This is a genomic window from Microcoleus sp. Pol17C6 (genome assembly GCF_036701145.1).
Taxonomy (GTDB): Bacteria; Cyanobacteriota; Cyanobacteriia; order Cyanobacteriales; family Microcoleaceae; genus Microcoleus.
On the sequence record NZ_JAUBQH010000014.1, the window covers coordinates 58834 to 80971 of the forward strand.

The window sequence follows — 22138 nt, forward strand, 5'->3', positions numbered from 1 at the left end:
TGCCTGTTCTTGTCGCCCAGCAGCCTCTATCAGTGTTGTTTTACATCAGTGTTGTTTTACGCAGGAGTTTTGGGCATCAAAGCTATCGACATTTTCAAATATTTCAAAAACTCGATCGAGTTGGCTAAGTTCCAGAATCATCTTAATCCCAGGGGATACCGAGCAAAGACTAAACCTGCGCCCCATTTTTTTCGCCTGCTTGAGGCCAGAGACCAATGCCATCAAACCGGCACTGTCAATAAATTTTACTTCGCCCAAATCTACGAGTACCGCTACAACCCCGGGGGCTGCAATTGCTGTCATTAGTTGCCGTCCGAATTCTCCGCAGGTGGCTGCATTCAGGTAGTCTAGGGGTCGAATCACCGTAATTGGTTTATGGGCAAGAAGTGTCTGCATATGTCAAACCTATGATTGCTACGTATTTTCAACTACTGCGCTGGACGGATGTAAGCCTAAACCTACTTGATTACTCTGAGCCTAACTTAATCTGAGGCAAACTGACCAGTTGTTATCAGTAATTTTACTGAATCTTTATTTATTGACTCTTTTTTATGAAGTTTTGCGTAAGATTTGGGGAGGAAACGTAAGCTACTATACTATTTTTTATTTAGGCCTGAAGGTTTAGTCTTGGTAACTCTAAAAATTGCGATCGAGTTTGTCCTAGCTGTTAGATAAAACTGATCCATGTAATTTAAATCACTTATTAGTTCTGATCTAGATCACCTGTTAGCTCGACACTTCAGAGGAAAATTAAACTGTACGGAGTTCTCCGACTTACTATGCAAGCAACTCATGCTATTCGTCAACTTGTAGAAAAAGCCCTCTACATTAAGCAGTTGACGCCTGACATTGAAAACGAAATCAACTACGAGCTCACCCGTTTGGGGTACATCTCGGATATTGATTATGAGGCTTTAGAGTTATTAATGGATGAAATGGATGCCGGCAGGGTGCAATTGGTATCTAGCCGTCGATAGTGGGAACCGGGCGACCTGTCCACATCCAAAAACCAAAAAATCATTGCACGGCGGGCAATAGAGGAGTGTTAGAAGCATTTACGTCGGCCCAATATTTTTCTAATGAAGCATCTCCTTGCTGAACTTGATATTTGAGGAAATAGTGTTAGGGGCGATCGTCCCTGCACCTCTGATCAAAAGCTAAAAACTTTGACTTAAATTAAATCTATAACTTTTGGGGTATGACAAATTAGGTTAATTGTAGCTAAAAGTCATGCTTAATGAAGCAGCTAATTGCTGAACTTGATATTTGAGGAGAGACTGTTAAGGGCGATCGTCCTTGCACCTCCTACAATTTGAGATTTGAGATTTGAGATCTGAAATTTGAGATTTGAGAAGTCGGACTACAGATGATGATCAGGGTTTGGAACTTGTCTACAGTTGCATTCCTTTTAGAAACTGCTATCAGTATCAAAAACTACACACTATGACCTAAATTAAATTTATAACTTTTGGGTCTTGACAAATTAGCTTTAAGTCTAATTAATACCGAACATTTTTTCGGCAGAATTAGGACTCAGGCAAACTGTCACAAATAAAGCTTAAATTTTAAGTATGTAGTTGCGCTTGTGCGCTCTTAGCTTAGGAAATAGCGTACAACAAGCGCAACTACATATTTTTGTTTAATCTGGCAGTTGCTCTTAGTCCTAAGAATTATCCGATCGCTCCAATGCAAGAAAATTGGTTTGTAGTCACGACCTCGGTCCTCAAAGTTTGCAAAAAACCCACTCAATCTAAAATCTAACCTCTAAAATCTTTGATCGCGCCGCCAAACTTGCCACCACCGCGACCAACTCAGCAGGCTCGATCGGCTTGGGTACATAAATTTGAAAACCTTGCTGCAGTGCCCGTATCCGTTCCTCTACCCTACCAACCGCCGTGAACGCCAACGCCGGAATTTCCCTGTCCACCATCCGCGATCGCACTTGTTGCAGCAAAGCCTCTCCGTCAAGGGCCTGTATCCCGATATCGATCGCCAACACATCCGGATTCAGCCTTTCAATCGCCTCCAACGCACCCTTTCCAGAGCTAGCAGTCTCCACCTGAGCCCCGCAATCTTCGAGTACGGTACAGGCAAAATCCAGGGAATCCGCGTCGATATCGACCACCAAGACTCGCACTCCAGAAAGATTGCTGTTGACAAAAGACTCCTTTACAGGGGCTCGCGCCTTGCTTGGAGGAATCGCCAACTCCCCAAGTCCAGCAACAGACAATCCAGCGTCGCAATGAAGCTGTTGAATTGGCAATTTCACTAAAAACCTCGACCCTTTTCCCTTCCCGGCTGATTCGGCTTGCACCGTTCCCCCGTGCATTTCCACAAGATGCCGCACTAGGGCCAAACCCAAACCCAATCCGTTGTACGATCGCCTTGTAGAGCTGTCAGCTTGGCTGAACCGCTCGAAAACGTGCGGCAAAAACTCTTCTGAAATCCCTTGTCCCGTATCGCTGACTTCAATTTCGACACTAGCGGGCGACAATTTTTTACAGCAAGCGGATTCCTCACGGGCCAAAGTCCTCTCCATCTTTCGCACCTCTACCTTCACCTGTCCGCCATCGGGAGTAAACTTAATCGCATTCGACAGCAAATTCCACGCTACCTGCTGCAAACGACCGGAATCGGCAAAAATCCGCCCGGTAGTGGGGTCGAAATCCGTCACAATTTCAATATTTTTGGCGGCAATCGCGGGCGCGAGAGTATCGATCGCAGCCTCAACAGTCGAAATCACATCCACCCACCGCAAATTCAGCGACAGTTTGCCAGTAATAATCTGCGACACGTCCAACAAATCCTCGATCAGAGTTGCCAGCGATCGTGTATTGCGGTCGATCGTTTCCAGAGCCCGAACAGTCGTTTTTTCGTCAAACTTGCGGTTTCGCAGCAGTTGTGCCCATCCCAGCATCGCATTCAGTGGCGTCCGCAATTCGTGGGACAAAGTTCCTAGAAACTCGTCTTTAATCCGGTTCGCCCGCGCCAATTCCTGGGCTCGATCGTGCAGTTCTCTTTCCAATTGCTTGCCAACTGTCAAGTCAAGAATAAAAGCCACAGATTCTTGCCGCTTTTGGGCCAGCAAAACATATCCGATCAACACCGGAATCCGGCTGCCGTCTCTCCTCCAGAATTCCTTTTCGTAGGGAGTGCAAGCCCCCGTTGCTTGTGCCTCTGCCATACCCTTCTTGTCGAGAGACTGGTACTCCGGCGGTGTGATGTCAATCGAATTTAATTCCCCGCGCTGCAACTGTTCCCGCGTGTAACCAACTATCCGCAAAAATTCATCATTGGCCTCGATGATGCCGCCGTTGACATCCCCGAAGATAATTCCTATCAAGTTAGCTTCGGCTAACATTCTCAGCTTTTCTTCGCTAGCTTGGAGTGCAGCTTCTGTTTGCTTGCGATCTGTAACATCTTGGATGTAACCCGACAAACCCGAATCGGAAGGATAAAAACGCATCTTCAACCACTTCTTCCATAACGGTACGAATTCTTCATACTCGATTGTTACCTTTTCTGCTAATGCTTTGGTAGCCATTTTGTAAAACTGTAAATCAACTGCCCCGGGAAATATATCCCAAATTTTTTGACCGATCAGTTCTGCTTTTGGTCTGCCTAACAGCTCAATAGCTTGGTGGTTAACATAGGTATAGTTCCAATTTAAATCAACAGCGATAAAAGCATCGGTAATGCTTTCGAGAATGTTCGTAATTTTATCGTTTGCCAATTGCAGCGCTTTAGCAGTCTCTTCTGCTTGCAACCTCGCTGCTTGTTCGCGGGACAACGCCGCAGCGCGTTCTTGTTCGGCCAGTTTTCGATCGCTAATATCGATGTAAGAACCGATGTAACCTGCAAAAGTGCGATCGGGCCTGTACCGGGGTACGCCTGTACCCAAAACCCAGCGGTATTCCCCGTCATAACGCCTCAAACGGCATTCTATCCGGTACTCGCTGCCAGCGTCGAAGGCTTTTTGGTAAATATCCAGACATTCTGGCAAGTCATCTGGGTGCAAGTTTTCCATCCAACCCGTGCCCATTTCTTGTTCCAAAGTTCTACCGGTAAACTCCAGCCAAACTTTGTTAAAGTAATCGCCAAGTTGGTCAGTACCCGACATCCAAATCATCACCGGCGCGGTATCTGCCATAATCCGAAATCGAGCCTCGCTTTCCTGCTGCTGTGCTTCGGCTTGCTTGCGATCGTTCCGTTCTTGAACTTCCCGCAGGGCCCGCTCAATCGACGGCACCAGCCGTATCAAACGGCGTTTGAGAACATAATCAGTAGCGCCGCTTTTCAAAGTTTCGATCGCCACTTCCTCGCCCAAAGTAGCCGAAACAAAAATAAACGGCACTCCCGGACAAGTAGTGTGGGCGATTTCCAGCGCAGCTATCCCGTTAAAACAAGGCAGCATATAATCTGCCAAAATAATGTCAAAACGTTGTTTTTCCAGCGCCGTGGCAAAGTCTTCTCTAGTTTCCACACACACCAGAGAAAATTGGAGCCCGCCATCCATTAGATATGCCTCAATCAGTTCGGCATCTAGGGGACTGTCTTCTACTAAGAGGATACTGAGCGTTTTCACAAAAATTCCTTTTACTTAAATATTAATTAGCGGACACAAAATTTGATCGGGCTGCGGCTGGTTCCGTGAAGCCCAAAAAATTTTTGCGTTTTTAATGGCATAAAAAAATGTAAAAATCAATTGGTTTCATGAGTTGAGCATTCATATCTCAATCCTAGCTTCTAATCAAGTCTTTTGCTGTTTGCAGCGAGGTAAATCCCCGCTCTGACTTGAGCGGCTAGTACGGTTGTTTTTCCTTAACTTTCGTCGGCTTCCAAGAAATCGGCATCGCTGGAGTCTTGCTTCTATGCAGCAGTTTAGCTATACCCTGTTAAACAAATAGTTTCGCGCTTCTGGCTATAAACAACTAGCTATGTAGTAATTTATCTCGCTTGCTACTAACTACTGCTACCTCGTTTGGCAGATTATTTTTTTTTGTAGTGATGCCCAAGTTAATTCTATATTGCTTTGCCGCTCCTCTCAAGCTCGAATTCGGTTGAATTCTGCCCTTATTTCCTAAATATCAATCAATCCTGTCAAAAAAGTCAAAGTTGCTGGTCTGTCTGCTTTACTTTTTGCCGGATTTGCCTACCATGCAACTGTTGCATGGTAGCGAACTGTTGCTTTGTTTATCCCTGTCGCCCATCAAAAATCACCTCTACACACCAAGAAATAGTCGTACTGCATCTATCCAAAGATAGGTTTTGGCAGAGACACGGCACTCAACCTGCAGAGGTTCCCCTGAGTTCGGTACAACGAAGTGCCACCCAGCCGAAAATCTGAGAAAGCTCGATCGACCAATTAAATTCCTATACAGATCGCAGAAAATTTTCTCTGGACTCCCTACACTTGGACTCCCTGGCTGCCTCTGACCGATCGGCTTATTGATTGAACCAACCCAAAGTGTCTTAAAATATACAATACGGTGAGCTGCTGCACAGCCCGCATATATTAAAACCAAGCGCCAACTTGCAATAATTCTTTAAAATAGAGGTACAGCACCGGCGATCCCTAACTCTTCCCCCTCAGAAAGGGTAGGGTTTAGCAGAATTGAAAACCATCGTCTATGGTGACTTCCAGTAAAGCCCGTGCAGTTGCTTTAGTCTCAGCTTTATTCAGGTTATTGGCAACCAGTTACGAGGAGATTTGACCCGCCGTGCTCCAACGCATCAAACAAGACTTAAAAAACGACCTGATCGCAGGACTATTGGTAGTGATCCCCTTAGCTACCACCATCTGGCTGACAATTACCGTCGCCAGTTGGGTGATCAATTTTCTCACCAAAATTCCCAAGCAGATCAACCCTTTTGACGGGCTCCACCCGATTTTGGTGAATCTGCTGAATTTTTTAGTAGGGCTGGCTGTACCCCTGCTGAGCATCTTAGTCATCGGTTTAATGGCCCGCAACATTTTCGGCAAGTGGCTGCTAGACTTTGGCGAACGGGTGTTGCAGGCAATTCCCCTAGCGGGTTCGGTTTACAAAACCCTCAAACAACTGCTGGGAACCCTCCTCAACTCAAACGACAAATTTCGCCGCGTGGTGTTAGTGGAATATCCCCGGCGGGGAATCTGGACTTTAGCATTTGTGACCGGTACGATCGAGAGTAACGACATCCCACCTCACCTTTCCGGTGAAACCCCGATCGGCATTTTCATCCCCACCACTCCGAACCCCACTACCGGATGGTACGCTATCGTCCCCGAAGCAGATTTAGTCAATTTGTCAATGTCGATCGAAGATGCCTTTAAAGTCATCATCTCTGGCGGCATCGTCAACCCCAGCAACTCAGTTCCAGTAAGCCCCGAAAAAATCAAGGGCAAAACACTCGAACCCTTGGTATCCGAATCAAGATACCAGGCTGTCCCAGTCGAAGAAGAGTGAACCAAGACATCTTTAGTGGCCCGTAAGACAGTGTAAACTTTCCCCATCGCAGATAATATTTCGACAAAACCAGCCCAAACCGAGAAAGCCTATACTCAGACACCCGGTTTCGAGCATAAATCTTAGGTTTGACAGTGAACTATCTGTAAACTACCCGCCGCTGGCGAGTCAGACGGCTGGTCTTGTACCGCTTTTAGTCGAGTTTTCTGCTAAAGTTCAAGTCCGCGCGCGATCGAAAAACTTCCTAAATTCTCAATTCCTATCTAAAAACTATGAAAAAAGCCCGCGAAACAGCACGCGAACTCGCACTCCTCGGCATCAGCCAACTGCCGACGAATCCAGAACTCTTAGAAGCCAAGAAACTGCAAGATGTTCTCCTCGCCGCCATCCGTACCCTGACAACAGAAGTTCAAGAATCCTTAGAAGCAGCAGCATCCGAAGTGCAGCGGAGTAGCGACAAACTGCTTGCTAGCGAAATCCGCGCCGCCGATATACAAAGTGCTAGAACAATGGTGCGGGAAGCAGTCGAACTCACCCAAACAGCAATCAACCGTCTCGGTTCAGCAATGGAGTTTCCAGAACTGATCCAGCTAGCCAACCAGCAAGATGTCCGCACCTATGCTTTGCAAATCCTGACGAAAGTCAGCGCCAACCGTGTTCAAATTGATGAATTGCTCTCGGAAGCCCTTGTAGACTGGCAAATAGAACGGTTGCCCCGGATCGATCGAGATATCATGAGAATCGCGATCGCCGAAATGCTATATCTCGGCTTACCCGAACAAGTCAGCGTCAACGAAGCCGTCCAACTAGCAAAACGCTACAGCGGCGACGAAGGACATCGCTTTATTAACGGAGTCCTCCGCCGAGTAGTCGATAAAATCAATGCAGAAGTTGTTAGTCCCTAGTCCTTAGTCCTTAGTCCTTAGTCCTCCGGGTGCTTGGTGAATACCTTACCCGGAGGGTGCACGCCGGCGCGAACCTTACCCAGAGTCATTAGCAATCCACAATCCGCAATTCGCAATCCGCTCTAAACTAAGGACTAATAACTATATTCCCAATTTCCTATGGTATTTAATTGGTTTCGTCGCCAGTACAGCGAAAGCAAATCTTCTGAAACAGAGGCAACCCCCGAACAGCCGCAAGATGAGTCGGCAAAATCCGCACCGGTTGAGCCTCAAACAAATGCAACAGAGCAAGGCTCTCCTGCTGTAGCCGAAGATTATCTCAATTGGGCAAAAGCTGCTTACAAAAATATTCAAAAACAGCAAAAACCTGAAACAGAAGTTTCTGAGACAGCAGCGCCCGATGTTCCAGCAGCCGAAGCAGAAAGCGCGGCAGTTGCAGAAGTTGCGACTATTGAAGCAACCGAGCCGATCGAACTTGAACCAGCACCCACAGCACCAACTGTTGCAGAAGTTCCAGAAGTTGCAGCACCAGCAACAGTTGAAGCAACCGAGGTTTCGGAACTCGATGCAGCCCAGCCAGCAGAAATTGCAGAAACTCTGCAACCCACAGCCGGGGCGATCGACATTGCACCTGTTGCTCAACAATTAGAAGTTACAGCAGAAAATATAGAAATTGCCGAACCTGCAACAGAGGTTGTAGAAACCGCATCACTCGCATCCGACGGCGAAGCAGCCGAAGCCCTGCCGTTTTGGGCCAGAGCTCAGGCCGATCGCATGGAGCGCATCGAACGTCTCAAAGAAACAGCCCTTGAAGAACCAGAAGTAATTGCAGCCGCCGCCGAGAGAGCGGCAATTATCGAAGAAATTCCCGGTTTCGCCTTTGACGAAGGCTTCCTGTGGTCCTCAGAAATTTTAGCAAGTCAAGGCCGCCGACCAGACCAAGTATCCGTCGAAGAAATCACTTGGCTGCAAAAACTGCGGAAAGGCTTAGAAAGAACTCGTCGCAGCTTAATTAATCGACTAAAGGCGATCGTCGGTCAAGGCCCGCTCAATCAAGACGCAGTAGCCGAAATTGAGACTTTGCTGCTGCAAGCTGATGTCGGAGTCGCAGCCACCGACATCATTATCAGTCGCCTCCAAGAAAGACTCACACAAGAAGTGCTGCCGCCAGAACAGGCTCTAGCCTACCTGAAAACGATTCTGCGCGATATTCTGGACGCTCCCTGTGCCGAAACCGCCGCCGGTAATCCCGCCTACAGCCTGACATTTGCCCCGGAAAAAGACACTTTTAACATCTGGTTGATCGTAGGAGTTAACGGTGCGGGCAAAACTACGACGATCGGCAAACTTGCCCATATTGCCCAAAAATCCGGCTACAAAACCCTGATTGCTGCCGCCGACACTTTCCGCGCCGCCGCCGTCGAACAGGTGAAAGTTTGGGGTTCCCGCAGCGGCGTTGAAATTATTGCCAACCCAGGGAAAAATACCGATCCGGCTGCTGTCGTGTTTGATGCGATCGCCGCTGCCAGCGCCCGAGGCACAGAACTGCTGATCGTAGACACCGCAGGCCGCCTGCAAAACAAAAAAAATCTGATGGACGAATTAAGTAAAATCCGTCGCATTGTAGATAAGAAAGCCCCAGGCGCTACCGTAGAATCTCTACTGGTCTTGGATGCCACACTGGGTCAAAATGGTTTGCGACAGGCAGAAGTGTTCGCAGAATCGGCAAAATTAAGCGGAGTAGTATTGACAAAACTCGACGGTTCTGCTAAAGGTGGTGTTGCCCTAGCTGTAGTGCAGCAGCTTGGTCTGCCAATCCGCTTTATTGGAGTCGGGGAAAGCATCGAAGACTTGCGTCCGTTTTCTAGTTACGAATTTGTGGAAGCCCTACTCGATTTTAGATTTTAGATTTTAGATTGATGAGGCATTTGCCAGCCGCCCCCATCTTTGGGAGGCGGACACAGATCTTCAAAATCTCAAATTATTAACCTCAAACTAGCATCGCAGGACTTGCGCCGATCGCCACGAGCGATCAAGTGAAAAATAAATATCTAGAAACAATACCTTCGTTCTGTTATTACTTGGTTGGGCTCAAACCGCGAGCCAAAGCAAGCGTGTCAAATTAAGCTCAAATGTAGTATCAGTCGGCTGTCTGATTGCACATTCTTCCCTATCCCCTGGCGCCCCCTGATAGTCTGGTGGGACAGGAAATGGTCAAAGTCCCCCTTCTTCTTAAGGGGAGCCGCTGCGGTCTTGGGCCCCCCAAGTCGAGCAAGCAGCGTGGATTTATGGGGTATCTAGACTCAGCTATAAACGCAATTTCTTAAGAATTTTAGACTTAAGTTGATACCAATGTCCTACTGCACAACTTACTCGCTCAAACCAAACTACTTGCTCGAAAAAAAAACGGGTTTCTGTTCAAGTGGCCCGTAAGTCCTCAATCATTCCTCCTGCGTCTAAGATCGAAAATCACAAATTTAAAATGACTGCTGTGCCTTTGCCTCGCTCCTCACCTCAACCTGCGGACCGCCCTTCGGGTCGCAATTCCACCGACGCGACGCCAGTATTTGCCCTCAAAGAACTGGTGGCGCGTTTGCACCGATATCAGCACAACGTTCAAGATATGTTGGGTTCGCTGGGATTTGCCCTGCGAAGTTTTAACAATCTCAACCAATTTTTGGAGTTGGTGCCTTTGGTGGCGACTCGCGTTACGGACGCCGACGGGGGAGCTTTAGTGCTGTTCAAACCCAACGGTCAAGTCAGGTTCCAGCAGTTGCACTGTCAGGAAGGACGGCAGTGCCAAGATATGCGAAAAGCGCTGGAAATAGCCACCAGGCAAGCTACAGCAGGTGCGGGCGCTACTGCTGGATCGTTTTCGGAAACCTCTGGGCAAACTTCTAGTCTAGACCTGCAAGTCGGTCGTTATTTGGGCCCGGATGTTCATTTGTTTGGGGCGCCAATTTTAGTCAACAATTTGGAACGCGGGCGGCTTTATGTTTTTAGCAGTGACCCACAATATCTCTGGACTCCCAGCAGACAAAAATTAGTTCGGTTGGTGGCGGATCAAACCGCCGTGGCTATTTGCAAAGACGAACTTACTGTTAAGTTGGCGGAAAAAGACCGCTTAGACAGAGAGTTAGAAATCGGGGCGGAAATTCAATTGCGGCTGCAACCCCGCAGTTGTCCAAAAATTCCCGGTGTTGACGTGGCCGCCCGCTGCCAAACTGCTAGCAGAGTCGGGGGAGATTATTATGATTTTATTCCCGCTGACTATGACCCGATCGGCAAGGAGAATGAGGGGGAAAACCCCCCATCCCTAATTAAAAATCTCAAGTCCAAAATCGACAAAGGCCGCTGGAGCATTGTGATCGGCGATGTGATGGGCAAAGGAGTACCTGCTGGCCTGTTGATGACTATGACACGGGGTATGCTGCGGGCGGAGGTTTTGAACCGCCACTCGCCGTCGAGAATTTTGCAACATTTAAACCGGGTTATGCACGCGGATTTGGAAAATTCCCACCGTTTTGTGACTCTGTTTTATTCGGAGTACGACCCGAAAACTCGCGTTTTGTCTTACAGCAATGCTGCTCACCACCCGCCTTTGCTGTGGCAAGCTGCAACTAATACGATTCTTCAGCTCGATACTTTGGAGGGAATGTTAATTGGCCTGGATGCTGATTCGCATTACCAAGAAGCTCAAGTGCAATTGCAGCCAGGAGATACTATTATTTATTACACAGACGGATTTACCGATGCTGCTAATCAAAGGGGCGATCGCTTTGATGAGGATAACTTGACCTCGGCTTTTCAGTGGGCCTGTCAAAATTACCAGCAGTCTGAAGAGATTCTGGATTATTTGTTCGATCGCGTACACCAGTTTATAGGCATCGGCAATCGTAACGAAGATGACATGACACTGGTTGTACTGAGGGTCACACCTTTAGCAGGAGAAAATCACCATGATAGTTAATTTAATGCCGGAAATTACTGCTGGATTAACCAGTTCGATTAATTGGAACGATGTCGCTCACGTGTTAGTTTTGAAATCTCATTTGAGTTCGACGGTGGTTTTGGCTCAAAGTTACGAAATTTTTACAAATTTCCAGAAAGCTTGGAACAATTTTGTTTCGACTGGTCAAATAGGAGCTTTTTTTATAGGTATTTTTGTGGGCTGGTTCTTTAAAGGGATTTTTCGTTAGAGTTATTGTCGAAGAAACTATCGGGAAGGGATGTAAGATTTAAAAAGTTTGTAGCCCAAGCTTCACTTCTTTCTGATGGAGCAAAAGTTTCCCTGTTTTGTAGTCCATAATTCAGTTTTTTCGGTTCAAAAGATGTATAAAAAGTTTGTAGTCATGACTGGAGTTTTTTCTTGCCGAATTGGAAAGGGAGGACTAAAGTGCTGACTACAAACCGGAAGAAAGACTAAAGTCTTTGCTGAAAATCGGTTTTTATAGACTTCTGCAAGAGAGATACAATCTAGTTTTAGCTTGAGCAATGACAACACAACAAAAAACTTGGAGTCAAAGATTTGAATCGGCGCTCCACCCGGCGATCGCCCGATTCAATGCTAGTATTGGCTTCGATATTGAATTGATTGAGTATGACTTGACTGGTTCTGTCGCTCACGCTAAAATGCTGGCCAAAACGGGGATTATTTCCGCAGCAGAAGGCGAACAGTTAGTCAATGGTTTGGAACAGATCCGCCGCGAATACCGCCAAGGGCTTTTTGTTCCGGGAGTTGATGCAGAAGACGTTCACTTCGCTGTAGAGAAGCGGCTGACGGAGATTGTGGGGGATGCGGGGAAAAAGTTGCACACTGCCCGATCGCGCAACGATCAAGCCGGAACTGATACTCGCTTGTATTTGCGCGATCGCATCGCAGAAATTCGCGAGCAATTACGGGAATTTCAAGGGGTTTTGCTCGATCTTGCCGATCGTAACGTGGAAACTTTAATCCCCGGTTACACTCATTTGCAGCGCGCTCAGCCGATCAGTTTGGCTCATTACCTGTTAGCTTATTTTGAAATGACAGATCGCGATTGGGAACGTCTCGGCGATATCTGCAAGCGGGTGAATGTTTCGCCTTTGGGTTGCGGGGCCCTGGCGGGGACGACTTTCCCGATCGACCGACATTATACGGCAGAACTATTGCAGTTTGACAAGGTTTATGCTAATAGCTTAGATGGAGTGAGCGATCGAGATTTTGCGATCGAATTTCTCGCCGCAGCCAGCTTGATTATGGTACACCTGAGCCGCTTGTCAGAAGAAATGATTTTGTGGTCTTCTCACGAATTTGGATTTATTACGCTCAAAGATAGCTGCGCTACGGGTTCTAGCATCATGCCCCAGAAAAAAAATCCCGACGTGCCGGAGTTGGTGCGGGGCAAAGCGGGGCGGGTGTTCGGTAACTTGCAAGCCTTGTTGGTAGTAGTGAAGGGACTTCCTTTGGCCTACAACAAAGATTTACAAGAAGATAAAGAGGCTTTGTTTGATACCGTAAGAACGGTACAGGGTTGCTTGGAAGCAATGACCATTTTGCTGCGGGAAGGAATCGCGTTTAACGGCGATCGCCTTGCTGCTGCAGTTACGGAAGACTTTTCTAACGCTACAGACGTAGCCGACTACTTGGCCGCCAAAGGCGTTCCCTTCCGGGAAGCTTACAACCTTGTCGGCAAAGTCGTCAAAACTTGCCTTTCGGGGGGCAAACTCCTCAAAGATTTGACACTTGAGGAGTGGAAAGACTTGCACCCAGCCTTTGAGACAGACATTTACAGCGCGATCGCACCTCAGCAAGTGGTGGCGGCTCGCAATAGTTACGGGGGTACCGGGTTTGAACAAGTGAGAAAATCACTTATCGCTGCGCGCGATCGACTCGCCTAAACATCGTTGAATTATTGGACAAATTCCGGCTGGCTATCTCTACGAAAGAACGATCGTGTTTTCCACTCTGGTTCTAAGTTCGGCAGATAGCCTCAGCAATTAATCTTCAGCAGCAGCCATATCTTTGTCTCTGCCGCCGCTCATGGCGCCCATGCCACCGCCGTTGCCACCGTCAAATCGTCTTCTCTTGTTGGAGAACATATCTTGATTTCTCCGCTTGCGAAACTTGCGAGCGTATGCTTGATTTCGTTGTGCCTTCTCTTTCTTGAGATTGCGGCGCTTAGCCATTCTGACCTCACTAATAAACATTGACAGTCCCCGGGCTTTCACGCCCGGGGATTCTTAAGGTTGACACTCCGTGCACTCTTGGTGACTGAGATTCTTGGTTCAGCGAAGTCACTTACTGGCGACAGGATTGCTCCCGCCAAAATATAGGTGTCTTCTCCCCAAGCGTAAATTCCGGTATGCCGTACCGTACTCGATCAGTTCTCTTTATGTAGTTAGGTTTTCTTCAAATTTAGCTTTCCTAAACCGCAACACCGTTAGGTGTGACTACGCACTCAACTAATCCAGTTAAGTTTTTACGTTGGCTAGTTATACTCAATTTTAGACCGATGACGATCATAGCACACACGGTACAAGACCCAGAAAAAAGAACACCGGGATTCAAGTCGCTGGGAATGCGGGCCCGATGGGAGGCAAGGTTTTCGCTCTTGCCGAATATTTCTATAAACTACTGACAAAAATACGACAAATGACTATCAATCCCGGTGACGTAGCTCCTGTCTTCAGCCTGCCCGACGCGCAAGGCAATGTCGTCAGCCTTGCAGATTTTCGAGGGCGGCGAGTTGTACTTTACTTTTACCCTCGGGACAATACCCCAGGCTGTACCAAAGAAGCTTGTGGCTTTCGCGACATTTACTTAGACTACCAGTCGCGCAATATTTCAGTGCTCGGCGTCAGTACAGACGGGGCCGGGGCCCACGCCAAGTTTGCAGCTAAATATCAATTGCCTTTTCCCTTGCTGTGCGACTTAAACGCCGAAGTTGCTACCGCCTACGGCTGTTACGGACTCAAAAAGTTTATGGGAAAAGAATTTATGGGAATTACTCGATCGACCTTCGCGATCGACCCAGATGGTAGGATTGAAAAGGTTTATCGGAAAATCAAACCAGAAACTCACGCGGCGGAGATCCTAGCAGACTTGCCAGAGCTCTAGCGTGAATGAAAAATTAAAAATTAAGACTCCGGAGCTGCAAGCTAGGAGGCCTGAAGTTATTATCTCCTAAACAAGCTTTTGAGTTTATGCGTCGATTGTGGCAAATTGTACAAACTGTGCTGGGACTGATTTTTCGACATCCCGTCACTGGTACTGCGGTGATTCCCGTATTGCCTGACGGGCGAATTGTGTTAATTCGCCGCCGCGACAACGGTCGCTGGGGACTGCCGGGAGGTATGGTGGATTGGGGAGAGGATATTCCGACGACAGTGCGCCGGGAATTAGCGGAGGAAACAGGACTTGATTTAGTCAAAATCCGTCGCTTGGTGGGTGTTTATTCGGCTGCCGATCGAGACCCTCGCCTGCACTCGATTTGTATCGTGGTGGCAGCAGAGGTAGAGGGAAAGATGCAAGTTCAGGATACGCTTGAAGTCAGCGAGGTTGAGGCTTTTTTTCCCGCATCGCTGCCGGAGGGCGCGCTCAGCCACGATAACGACCAACACTTACAGGACTATTTTCAAGGCCTGACAACTTTGGCGTAAATCGGCGGGGCATCGAAATTTGAGAAAAGTCGGAAATTACCTCGCCGTCAAAAATTGTCTGTGATGAGTGTGGAATTAATTTTTAATGTTTTCCTACTTTTATTCACAATCTCTGAACATTAAATTAATCATCTTTTTATTACTAAATATTTAACCGAATGTACTCACTGCGACGCAATTCTCGGGTCAAACTCTCTGTAGGGCAAATCTTTTGGCACGAAGTCGGTCAAGGCCCTAATTTAGTATTTTTGCACGGTTCTTGGCACGACAGCAGTCAGTGGCTGAGGACGATCGAACATTTGAGCCCCTACTACCACTGCTTCGCACCGGATTTGCTCGGGTTTGGCGACTCGGAACGCCCGAATCTTCATTATTCGATCGACTTGGAAGTAGAATGTCTGGCTCAATACCTCGATACTTTGAAGCTGCGAGAGGTTTATTTAATCGCTCACTCTCTGGGTGGTTGGGTGGCAACCAGCTACGCTATCAAATATCCCGATCGAGTTCAGGGTTTGGTTTTGTTGGCCCCAGAAGGCGTCAAGGTTGGCAACCGGCGGGGGCGGTGGCAGACGGCTAGCTGGCTGATCGGCCAACCACCCCTCGGTTTTTGGTTGCTGCGATCGATCTATCCAATTGCTAAGTTGCTGGGCAGTCAAAACAAGATTGACAGACTGCTAAAGTTCAGACAGCAGTTGATTCAGTCCCCAGTTGCCGTGCAGTTGCTGTTGCGGCGGCGGCGGGCTGAAATTACAGCGGAATTAGTTGATGAGAATTTGCCTTTGCTGAAAGCGCCTGTTTTGCTGTTACACGGTTCTGAAGATACTCCCGCAGCTTCGTCTCTGTGTCAATCCTATGCTGCTCTGGCTCCTAATGCCGAACTGCAATTGGTCAGTCCGGGGGAAAGCAATTTGCCGCAGGAAGTCCCAGATGTTGTTGCTAAGTATATTCGGGAATTTGCTAAGTGAATTGGTAATTGGTAATTGGTAAAAGTCAACAGTCAACATTCAACAGGCTAATTCCCCAAAAAATGGCTTCGGGTGCGTCAATTACTGCGGAAGCTGTATTGGGAAAGGCTGCGGTAAGGTATTTTAAAAGCATAGTGCGATCGCCCCCCGTGACCGCTATTTTGCTATCAGGAAACAAACACCGCCAATCTTCAATAAAATCCCTAACTCCTGCCACCGTCGTATACACAACTCCGCTTTGAATTGCCCCAGCAGTGTCTTTCGCCCAGCGGTGCGGCAGATGTTGTGGTAAACTGATTAAAGGTAATGCAGCAGTTTTTTTACCTAGCGACAATAACTGCAAACCCAAACCTGGTAAGATTGCGCCCCCAACTAAATACCTATTGACATCAGCCCCAGTAAATGTTAAAGCTGTACCAGCATCTATAAGTAAAACTGGCCAACCCAATTGGTTGCCAGCGCCCAGTACAGCCAAAGCTCTGTCAATTCCCAGGGTAGGATAGAGTCCCCCGATCGGCAACTGGTCTAAAGTAATAATTCGGACATCAGGATAACTCTGCCAAATTGCTGTTTGCTGGGTAACTACTGAAGCCAATATTAGAGGCAGCGGCACTAAAGAAAGTGTGTGAGGATTAGAAAAAGCGGTAGTAGCAGGAAGACAAAGGAGATTTTGAGAAGATATTTCCTCGATCGACCTCATTACTGTTTGCACCAAATATTCTGCCTTTTCCTGCTCCGAGAGCGGGGAAACAGTATCAGCATTGAGATGCTCTGTATCCCATGTTTTCTCCAGGGTTTTGCCCACAAATAATCCCCAGTGCAGCCGGGAATTGCCGATCGTCAAAGCTATTTTAATCTGGTCTTTACCTATTAATCCAGATATAAGGTTGTCGGTTCTTGGTGGCGAAGGAAAATTGTCGGGAATTGAGTATTCCATGTCGATCGAGCGCGCGCAAACATTGAACTAAAGATAGATTTTATATTAATTTTATTCGGTTAAGCGGGCGGTTAACTCTATTTGACATCTGACCAAGTTCCATGCCACGCGCCAATTAGTATTGTGGGCGACAGAGGGCATACTTGCTAAATATAAATATTTGTAAAGCAAATAATTGCTTTGCTCAGGCTGCATCCTTTATAATGTCTTAAGATATTCCAAAAGTCCTGGTAGCTGCGATGGGGCTGTTGGCGGGGTAAGCATAGGTTTAAAAAACCGACTCAATCAAAATACTGTACAACTCCTGAGTAAATATGTCTTTAAAAATACAAGAACACGAAAACCCCTGGCAGAGAGTAACTTCGCGGTTGTCTGAATCTGAAAACTGGAGGCAGGAAGAAAGTCTTTCGCTGCCGGAAGTAGACCAACAAAAAGCCCTAATCGTGCAGATGCAGCAGCAAGTTCAGTTATCAAACTTGCTGAACCAAATTAATAACGAAATTCGCAGTACACTTGACATAGAAGAAATTTTGACATCGGCCTGCCGATTGCTGGGGCAAGCGTTAGAGTGCAGTCGCGTGAGCATTTTAGTCAAAGAATCAAATACAGAAAAAACTTTAGTTACGCGCGGAGAGTACAACGGGGGGGACTATCCGATCCAACTGGGAATGAAAGTACCGATGACTGACAATCCGCATTTGGCTGCAGTCGTGTCTCAGCAAGAGTCCCTAGCATTGACGAAGTTTCTCGATTTTCCGGGATTGAATGCACAAACCAGAAAAATTGCCGAAGCTTTGGAGATTAAGTCAATGCTGGCAGTAGCTACTCGCTATCAAGGTGAAGTGAATGGCATAATTGGCTTGCATCAGTGCGATCGCGAACGGGAATGGACTGATTGGGAAAGGCAGCTTTTAGAAGGGGTAGGATCGCAATTGGCGATCGCGATCAATCAAGCCAAACTCTATAGCAAAACCAGGCGCCAAGCCGAACGAGAATCGCTGCTGCGGCTGATCGGCAACCAAATTCGCAGTACCCTCGATCTGGAAACTATTCTACAAACAGCGGTGAGGGAAGTCCGCCAAATGTTGCAGTGCGATCGAGTAATCATCTATCAGTTTCAAGACAACTGGCAAGGAAAAGTTGTTGTTGAAGATATGGTGATCCCTTGGCCTTCAATTTTAGGAGATATGGGGGCGGATAAGTGTTTTCGGGGAGATTACGCGGATCTTTACCAGCAAGGGCGAGTCAAAGCCATTAATGATATTTTTAATGCGGGTTTAGAGCCTTGTCACGTTGATTTCTTAGACCGTTTGCAGGTTAAAGCTAATCTGATCGTGCCGATTGTTACATCGAGAACTGAAGAAAGTTCCCCCGAAACAGCGGCAAGCTATAATCCTAAATTTCCCGGTAGGCTGTGGGGTTTGCTGATTGCTCATGAGTGCCGGGATACCCGCAATTGGCAGCGGCAAGAAATGGAGTTGCTATCCCAGATAGCCAACCAAATGGCGATCGCCATTCAGCAAGCAGAACTTTATAGCCAAGTCCAAGATGCTGCGGTAAAATCTCAAGCTCAAACCCAGCAATTGCAGGCTGCGTTAGAAGAATTGCGATCGGCACAGCAGCAATTGATTCAAAGCGAAAAAATGTCAGGTTTGGGGCAAATGGTAGCGGGAATTGCTCATGAAATTAACAACGCCAACAATTTCATCCACGCTAACTTGTTTCACGCTAAAGAATATTTTAAAGCCTTGAACGAAGCTCTAGAACAGGCCGGAAATGCCTGCCCGGAAGCAGCGGAAGCAATTGTCAGAATCAATGAAGAACTAGAACTCGATTACATTCGAGAAGACTTTGGTAAACTGATCAATTCAATGCGGGAAGGCAGCGGGAGGATTCGCTCGATCGTGATGACGCTGCGAAATTTTTCTCGTTTAGACCACGCTGAATTAAAACCAGTAGATTTGAATGAAGGTTTAGAAAGCAGTTTCTTGATGCTGCAAAATAAGCTAAAAACCCATATCAAAATAGACAAGCAATACGGCAGTTTGCCGCCCGTTCAATGTCATGCCAGTCAAATTAACCAAGTATTTTATAATTTGATTGACAATGCTTTAGATGCGCTCCAGTCAACGAACAAACCGGGGGAATTAACCATTCGTAGTTGGCAAAGCGAGCCGGACTGGGTAACAATCTCTGTCAGCGACACGGGAACTGGCATTCCTGCAGAAATTCAAGACAAGATTTTTGACCCATTTTTTACTACTAAACCTGTGGGTAAAGGTACGGGTTTAGGACTTTCAGTGTGCTATCAGGTAATTGTTCAAGCTCACGGCGGCAAGCTGAGTTGCGTCAGTCAGGTTGGCGAAGGAAGTGAGTTTATTGTAGAGTTGCCCTTAACAAATCAGAGGAGGGTAAGTGCATAACTTCTGCTTTAGTCAGATTAATGAACAATTCCCTATGCCCGTGGATTTATAAGTAATTAACCGGACTTGATATTAATTGTCAGCTTGCTGCTGATAAGCCTGGTATACAGCCTCTAAAAAAACATTAGCATCAACTTTCATCGGCAGTTTGTCCAAAGCAATGATTTGTTTCACCTGACTAGCCAGTTGTTTGCTCACTTCATTTCGGGCATTTGGTATCATAGCTTCGCGCCGGTGCAAATACTCTCGAATTACAGCAAAATCTTCTGGCAGCAAGCTGGAAATATCGGCTTCTATCAGCAGTTTATTTGCTAGGGATTGAGCCGATGTTGATACTTTCAATGCAGTAGTTGTCAGAGGTTTTTCTTCTTGAATTACCATGGTGCCTCCTACCAAATCTCCTAAACGTTTTTCCCGCTGGTTTAAAACTATGAAAAATACACCTATAAAAAATAAGTCGTCAAAAGGTCGCAGCAAAGCCCGTAGTGTTGATTGTGGAAGCCTGACGGGACGACCATCATCCCGAATTACTCGGATTTTGACATAACGCTTGCCTGGTGTTTGACCCGACCACACGGTTTCATAAAATACAAAGTAACCTACATAAATGAAAAAACCAATTAATGCCTGAAGTGCTATCAACCAGAGTTCTAAGCGATTGGTACTTCCTAGCAACTTTGCGATCGTCTCAAGCAACACTGAATTAAATATCAGTGCACCTAATAGAAACACTACTATGATTAAACCCAAAATGATATAGTCTATCAGCAATGCGTATGCTCGGTTGCCAATTCCGGCTAAGGTAAATTCGAGTTCAACACTTTCGGGAGTGTGGAGAGTGAAGCGATTAAAAAGTCGCATAAATTTGAGCAAATTTTATGTTTTGACTGAGGCTGAATTAGCGATCGCGCATTTGCAAACCCAAACCTTCTTTGCGGCTGCAAACGTCGTAGTAGATAATGGCTTTCATAGCCTGCCAAAAAGGAGTCACAAGCGCACCGCTGCCAATGCTCACTCCCACAATCATAATATAATAAACTAAGTAAAATAGACCAGACTCTGCGCCCAACACTTTACTTAAAACAACTTGAACGATCACAGTAAGTATCTGCACAACAATCGTGATCGGGAGTGAGACCAAAATGCCCACAAAAACTATCCACTGAATGCGTCCCACCGACCCCTTAGTTAATTTCCAACTGCGACCGATTGCTGAACTAGCACCTATATTATTTTCGATCGCCAGCGGCACTTCAATAATCAGCAAGCGAGAGAAAAGTCGGATATATATAATTAAGAAAGCAATGACTGCAACTAGCAGGAAAGCTGCAACCAGTGTGAAATTTTGCCCAAAGAGCGCACCAGCACCCATTCCCACAAAGAACATCGCGATCCCGCCTACCAAGGATACCCCAAGGAAAATCAGAAATGTCAATATACCCGCCCATAAAAAACTCCACATCCGAGGATTCACCTCACGGCGAGCATCACTGACAGCCTCTGGCTTTTCCCTAACTTCACCGAAAGCCAGACGAGAAATGAGCCCTGCGATCGCAGAATATTTAGCCCAACCGTAAATCGGAACTAACAACCACAGATAAGCTACCAATGCCAAACTAAAATATGACTTAAAATGGTCGCGGTAAATACGCAAACTAGCACTAACAACATTACCGACGCTCAAGGGGCCTGTTGGTCCAGAAGAACTAAGATTTTTTTTAGGCATGACTGGATGGGTGTAATTGTCTGAGGCGGAAAATTTACAACTATCTTAAGCTATATCTAATAGAACTTAGTGAAAACTTTATGAATATTAAACGTTGGATCGCGCGGCGGGAACCCAACTGGAAACGGTTGGACACTCTTTTACAGCAAGTAGAAAAAAAGGGGCTAAAGTCCCTACCTGCGTCTGAAATCACGGAATTAGCGAGTTTGTACCGTTCTGTTTCGGCGGATTTGGCTAGGGCGAAGACAAATGAAGTCGGTAATATTTTGTTACAAGATTTACAAAGGTTAACTTCTCGCGGCTACACCCAAATTTACCAAGGTTCGCGCCGCCAAGATTGGGAAGCTGTAGTGGAGTTTTGCCGCTGGGGTTTTCCGGCTACGGTACAGGAGACGTTTGGTTATACGGCGACTGCGACGGGTATTTTTTTAGTAATGGCGTTGATTGCTTGGTGGTTTGCTTGGCAAGATCCAGCGTTTTTGTCCCTAGTAGTTCCTGGACATTTGATTAAAACGGTACGCGATGACGGGAAATTGTGGATGGGTTCAATTGTGGGAATCGAACCTTTAGCTTCTAGCGGTATTATGACTAACAATCTATCCGTATGTTTTGCGGCTGTTGGGGGAGGGATTGTTTTCGGTCTTTACACTGTTTATATTATGGCATTTAATGGAGTGAGCATCGGCGCGATCGCCAGTTTAGTCGCTCAGCACAATTTAGCTTACCCTTTTTGGGCCTTTGTATTTCCTCACGGTTCTCTGGAATTGCCGGCGATTTTTTTAGCTGGCGGCGCTGGTTTAATCATCGCCCGCGCTATTTTTTTTCCTGGCAAATATCGTCGTGCTGATGCCATGAAGTTTTACGGTACTCAAGCTGCACAATTGGTATTTGGGATTGTGCCGATGTTGGTAATTGCTGGTACGATCGAGGGTTTTTTCTCGCCAAATCCGGCAATTCCCGATCCGTTGAAGTATTTGGCTGGGATCGGGTTGTTTGCGCTGTTGGTGATGTATTGCAGTAAAAGGCGATCGGCTACATCGGTGTCAACTTAAGCCTGACAACCTTTGTATTTCTCATTTATCGACAAGTCTCGAT

Annotated in this window: 19 protein-coding genes; 12 read left to right on the forward strand and 7 right to left on the reverse strand. The window is 46.7% G+C overall.

Annotated elements, in window-relative coordinates; all coding sequences use genetic code 11:
• Positions 1-45: 45 nt before the first annotated feature.
• A complete protein-coding gene (locus tag QUA25_RS09655; protein WP_333037243.1) occupies positions 46-396 on the reverse strand; it encodes an STAS domain-containing protein in 351 nt (116 codons plus the stop codon).
• 383 nt (positions 397-779) lie between these two features.
• On the opposite strand from QUA25_RS09655, the gene QUA25_RS09660 reads away from it, so the two are divergent.
• On the forward strand, positions 780-977 hold the full coding sequence (locus tag QUA25_RS09660; RefSeq protein WP_015176637.1) for a hypothetical protein: 198 nt from the start codon (positions 780-782) through the stop codon (positions 975-977).
• Positions 978-1750: 773 nt separating this feature from the next.
• Here the strand turns inward: QUA25_RS09660 and QUA25_RS09665 are convergent.
• Positions 1751-4585, reverse strand: coding sequence for a PAS domain S-box protein (locus QUA25_RS09665; protein ID WP_333037244.1), 2835 nt, complete (start codon positions 4583-4585; stop codon positions 1751-1753).
• 1135 nt (positions 4586-5720) lie between these two features.
• Here QUA25_RS09665 and QUA25_RS09670 point away from each other — a divergent pair.
• From QUA25_RS09670 to argH, 6 genes are all read left to right on the forward strand, one after another.
• Positions 5721-6446, forward strand: coding sequence for a DUF502 domain-containing protein (locus QUA25_RS09670; protein WP_333037245.1), 726 nt, complete (start codon positions 5721-5723; stop codon positions 6444-6446).
• A 272-nt stretch (positions 6447-6718) separates the two neighbouring features.
• Positions 6719-7351 (forward strand): transcription antitermination factor NusB, encoded by a 633-nt coding sequence (gene nusB, locus QUA25_RS09675; protein ID WP_333037246.1) that lies wholly within the window; start codon positions 6719-6721, stop codon positions 7349-7351.
• Positions 7352-7510: 159 nt separating this feature from the next.
• Positions 7511-9259 carry a signal recognition particle-docking protein FtsY gene (gene ftsY, locus QUA25_RS09680; protein WP_333037247.1) on the forward strand — a complete coding sequence of 583 codons (1749 nt, stop codon included), beginning with the start codon at positions 7511-7513 and terminating at the stop codon, positions 9257-9259.
• A gap of 574 nt (positions 9260-9833) precedes the next feature.
• Positions 9834-11321: a PP2C family protein-serine/threonine phosphatase gene (locus QUA25_RS09685; RefSeq protein ID WP_333037248.1), complete on the forward strand. Its 1488-nt coding sequence runs from the start codon at positions 9834-9836 to the stop codon at positions 11319-11321.
• Positions 11311-11550, forward strand: coding sequence for a hypothetical protein (locus tag QUA25_RS09690; protein WP_333037249.1), 240 nt, complete (start codon positions 11311-11313; stop codon positions 11548-11550). Before QUA25_RS09685 ends, QUA25_RS09690 begins: the two co-directional genes overlap by 11 nt.
• 295 nt (positions 11551-11845) lie before the next feature.
• Positions 11846-13231 carry an argininosuccinate lyase gene (gene argH, locus QUA25_RS09695; protein ID WP_333037250.1) on the forward strand — a complete coding sequence of 462 codons (1386 nt, stop codon included), beginning with the start codon at positions 11846-11848 and terminating at the stop codon, positions 13229-13231.
• A gap of 99 nt (positions 13232-13330) precedes the next feature.
• Here argH and QUA25_RS09700 read toward each other — a convergent pair whose 3' ends face one another.
• The gene (locus QUA25_RS09700) at positions 13331-13519 is read right to left on the reverse strand and encodes a hypothetical protein (RefSeq protein ID WP_006632360.1); all 189 of its coding nucleotides are present in this window, start codon (positions 13517-13519) and stop codon (positions 13331-13333) included.
• Between the two features lie 466 nt (positions 13520-13985).
• On the opposite strand from QUA25_RS09700, the gene bcp reads away from it, so the two are divergent.
• The 3 genes from bcp (at position 13986) to QUA25_RS09715 (ending at position 15957) form a co-directional block, all read left to right on the forward strand.
• Complete coding sequence (gene bcp / locus QUA25_RS09705; protein WP_333037251.1) at positions 13986-14450, forward strand: thioredoxin-dependent thiol peroxidase; 465 nt, start codon at positions 13986-13988, stop codon at positions 14448-14450.
• An 86-nt stretch (positions 14451-14536) separates the two neighbouring features.
• Positions 14537-14992, forward strand: a complete 456-nt coding sequence (locus QUA25_RS09710) for an NUDIX hydrolase (protein ID WP_333037252.1) — start codon at positions 14537-14539, stop codon at positions 14990-14992.
• Between the two features lie 158 nt (positions 14993-15150).
• The gene (locus tag QUA25_RS09715; protein WP_333037253.1) at positions 15151-15957 is read left to right on the forward strand and encodes an alpha/beta hydrolase; all 807 of its coding nucleotides are present in this window, start codon (positions 15151-15153) and stop codon (positions 15955-15957) included.
• A 25-nt stretch (positions 15958-15982) separates the two neighbouring features.
• Here QUA25_RS09715 and QUA25_RS09720 read toward each other — a convergent pair whose 3' ends face one another.
• Together QUA25_RS09720 and QUA25_RS09725 are read right to left on the reverse strand one after the other, a co-directional pair.
• Positions 15983-16894, reverse strand: a complete 912-nt coding sequence (locus QUA25_RS09720) for a pantothenate kinase (RefSeq protein WP_333037254.1) — start codon at positions 16892-16894, stop codon at positions 15983-15985.
• A gap of 51 nt (positions 16895-16945) precedes the next feature.
• Positions 16946-17089, reverse strand: coding sequence for a hypothetical protein (locus QUA25_RS09725; RefSeq protein ID WP_333037255.1), 144 nt, complete (start codon positions 17087-17089; stop codon positions 16946-16948).
• Positions 17090-17208: 119 nt separating this feature from the next.
• Here QUA25_RS09725 and QUA25_RS09730 point away from each other — a divergent pair, with 119 nt between their 5' ends.
• Positions 17209-19317 (forward strand): GAF domain-containing protein, encoded by a 2109-nt coding sequence (locus QUA25_RS09730; protein ID WP_333037256.1) that lies wholly within the window; start codon positions 17209-17211, stop codon positions 19315-19317.
• 72 nt (positions 19318-19389) lie between these two features.
• On the opposite strand, the gene QUA25_RS09735 is transcribed toward QUA25_RS09730, so the two are convergent.
• Together QUA25_RS09735 and QUA25_RS09740 are read right to left on the reverse strand one after the other, a co-directional pair.
• A complete protein-coding gene (locus tag QUA25_RS09735) occupies positions 19390-20178 on the reverse strand; it encodes an RDD family protein (RefSeq protein WP_333037257.1) in 789 nt (262 codons plus the stop codon).
• Between the two features lie 37 nt (positions 20179-20215).
• Entirely contained in the window at positions 20216-21043 is an 828-nt protein-coding gene (locus tag QUA25_RS09740; protein ID WP_333037258.1) for a DUF975 domain-containing protein, read from the reverse strand.
• Between the two features lie 80 nt (positions 21044-21123).
• On the opposite strand from QUA25_RS09740, the gene QUA25_RS09745 reads away from it, so the two are divergent.
• On the forward strand, positions 21124-22095 hold the full coding sequence (locus QUA25_RS09745) for a stage II sporulation protein M (RefSeq protein ID WP_333037259.1): 972 nt from the start codon (positions 21124-21126) through the stop codon (positions 22093-22095).
• The last annotated feature ends 43 nt before the right edge of the window (positions 22096-22138 follow it).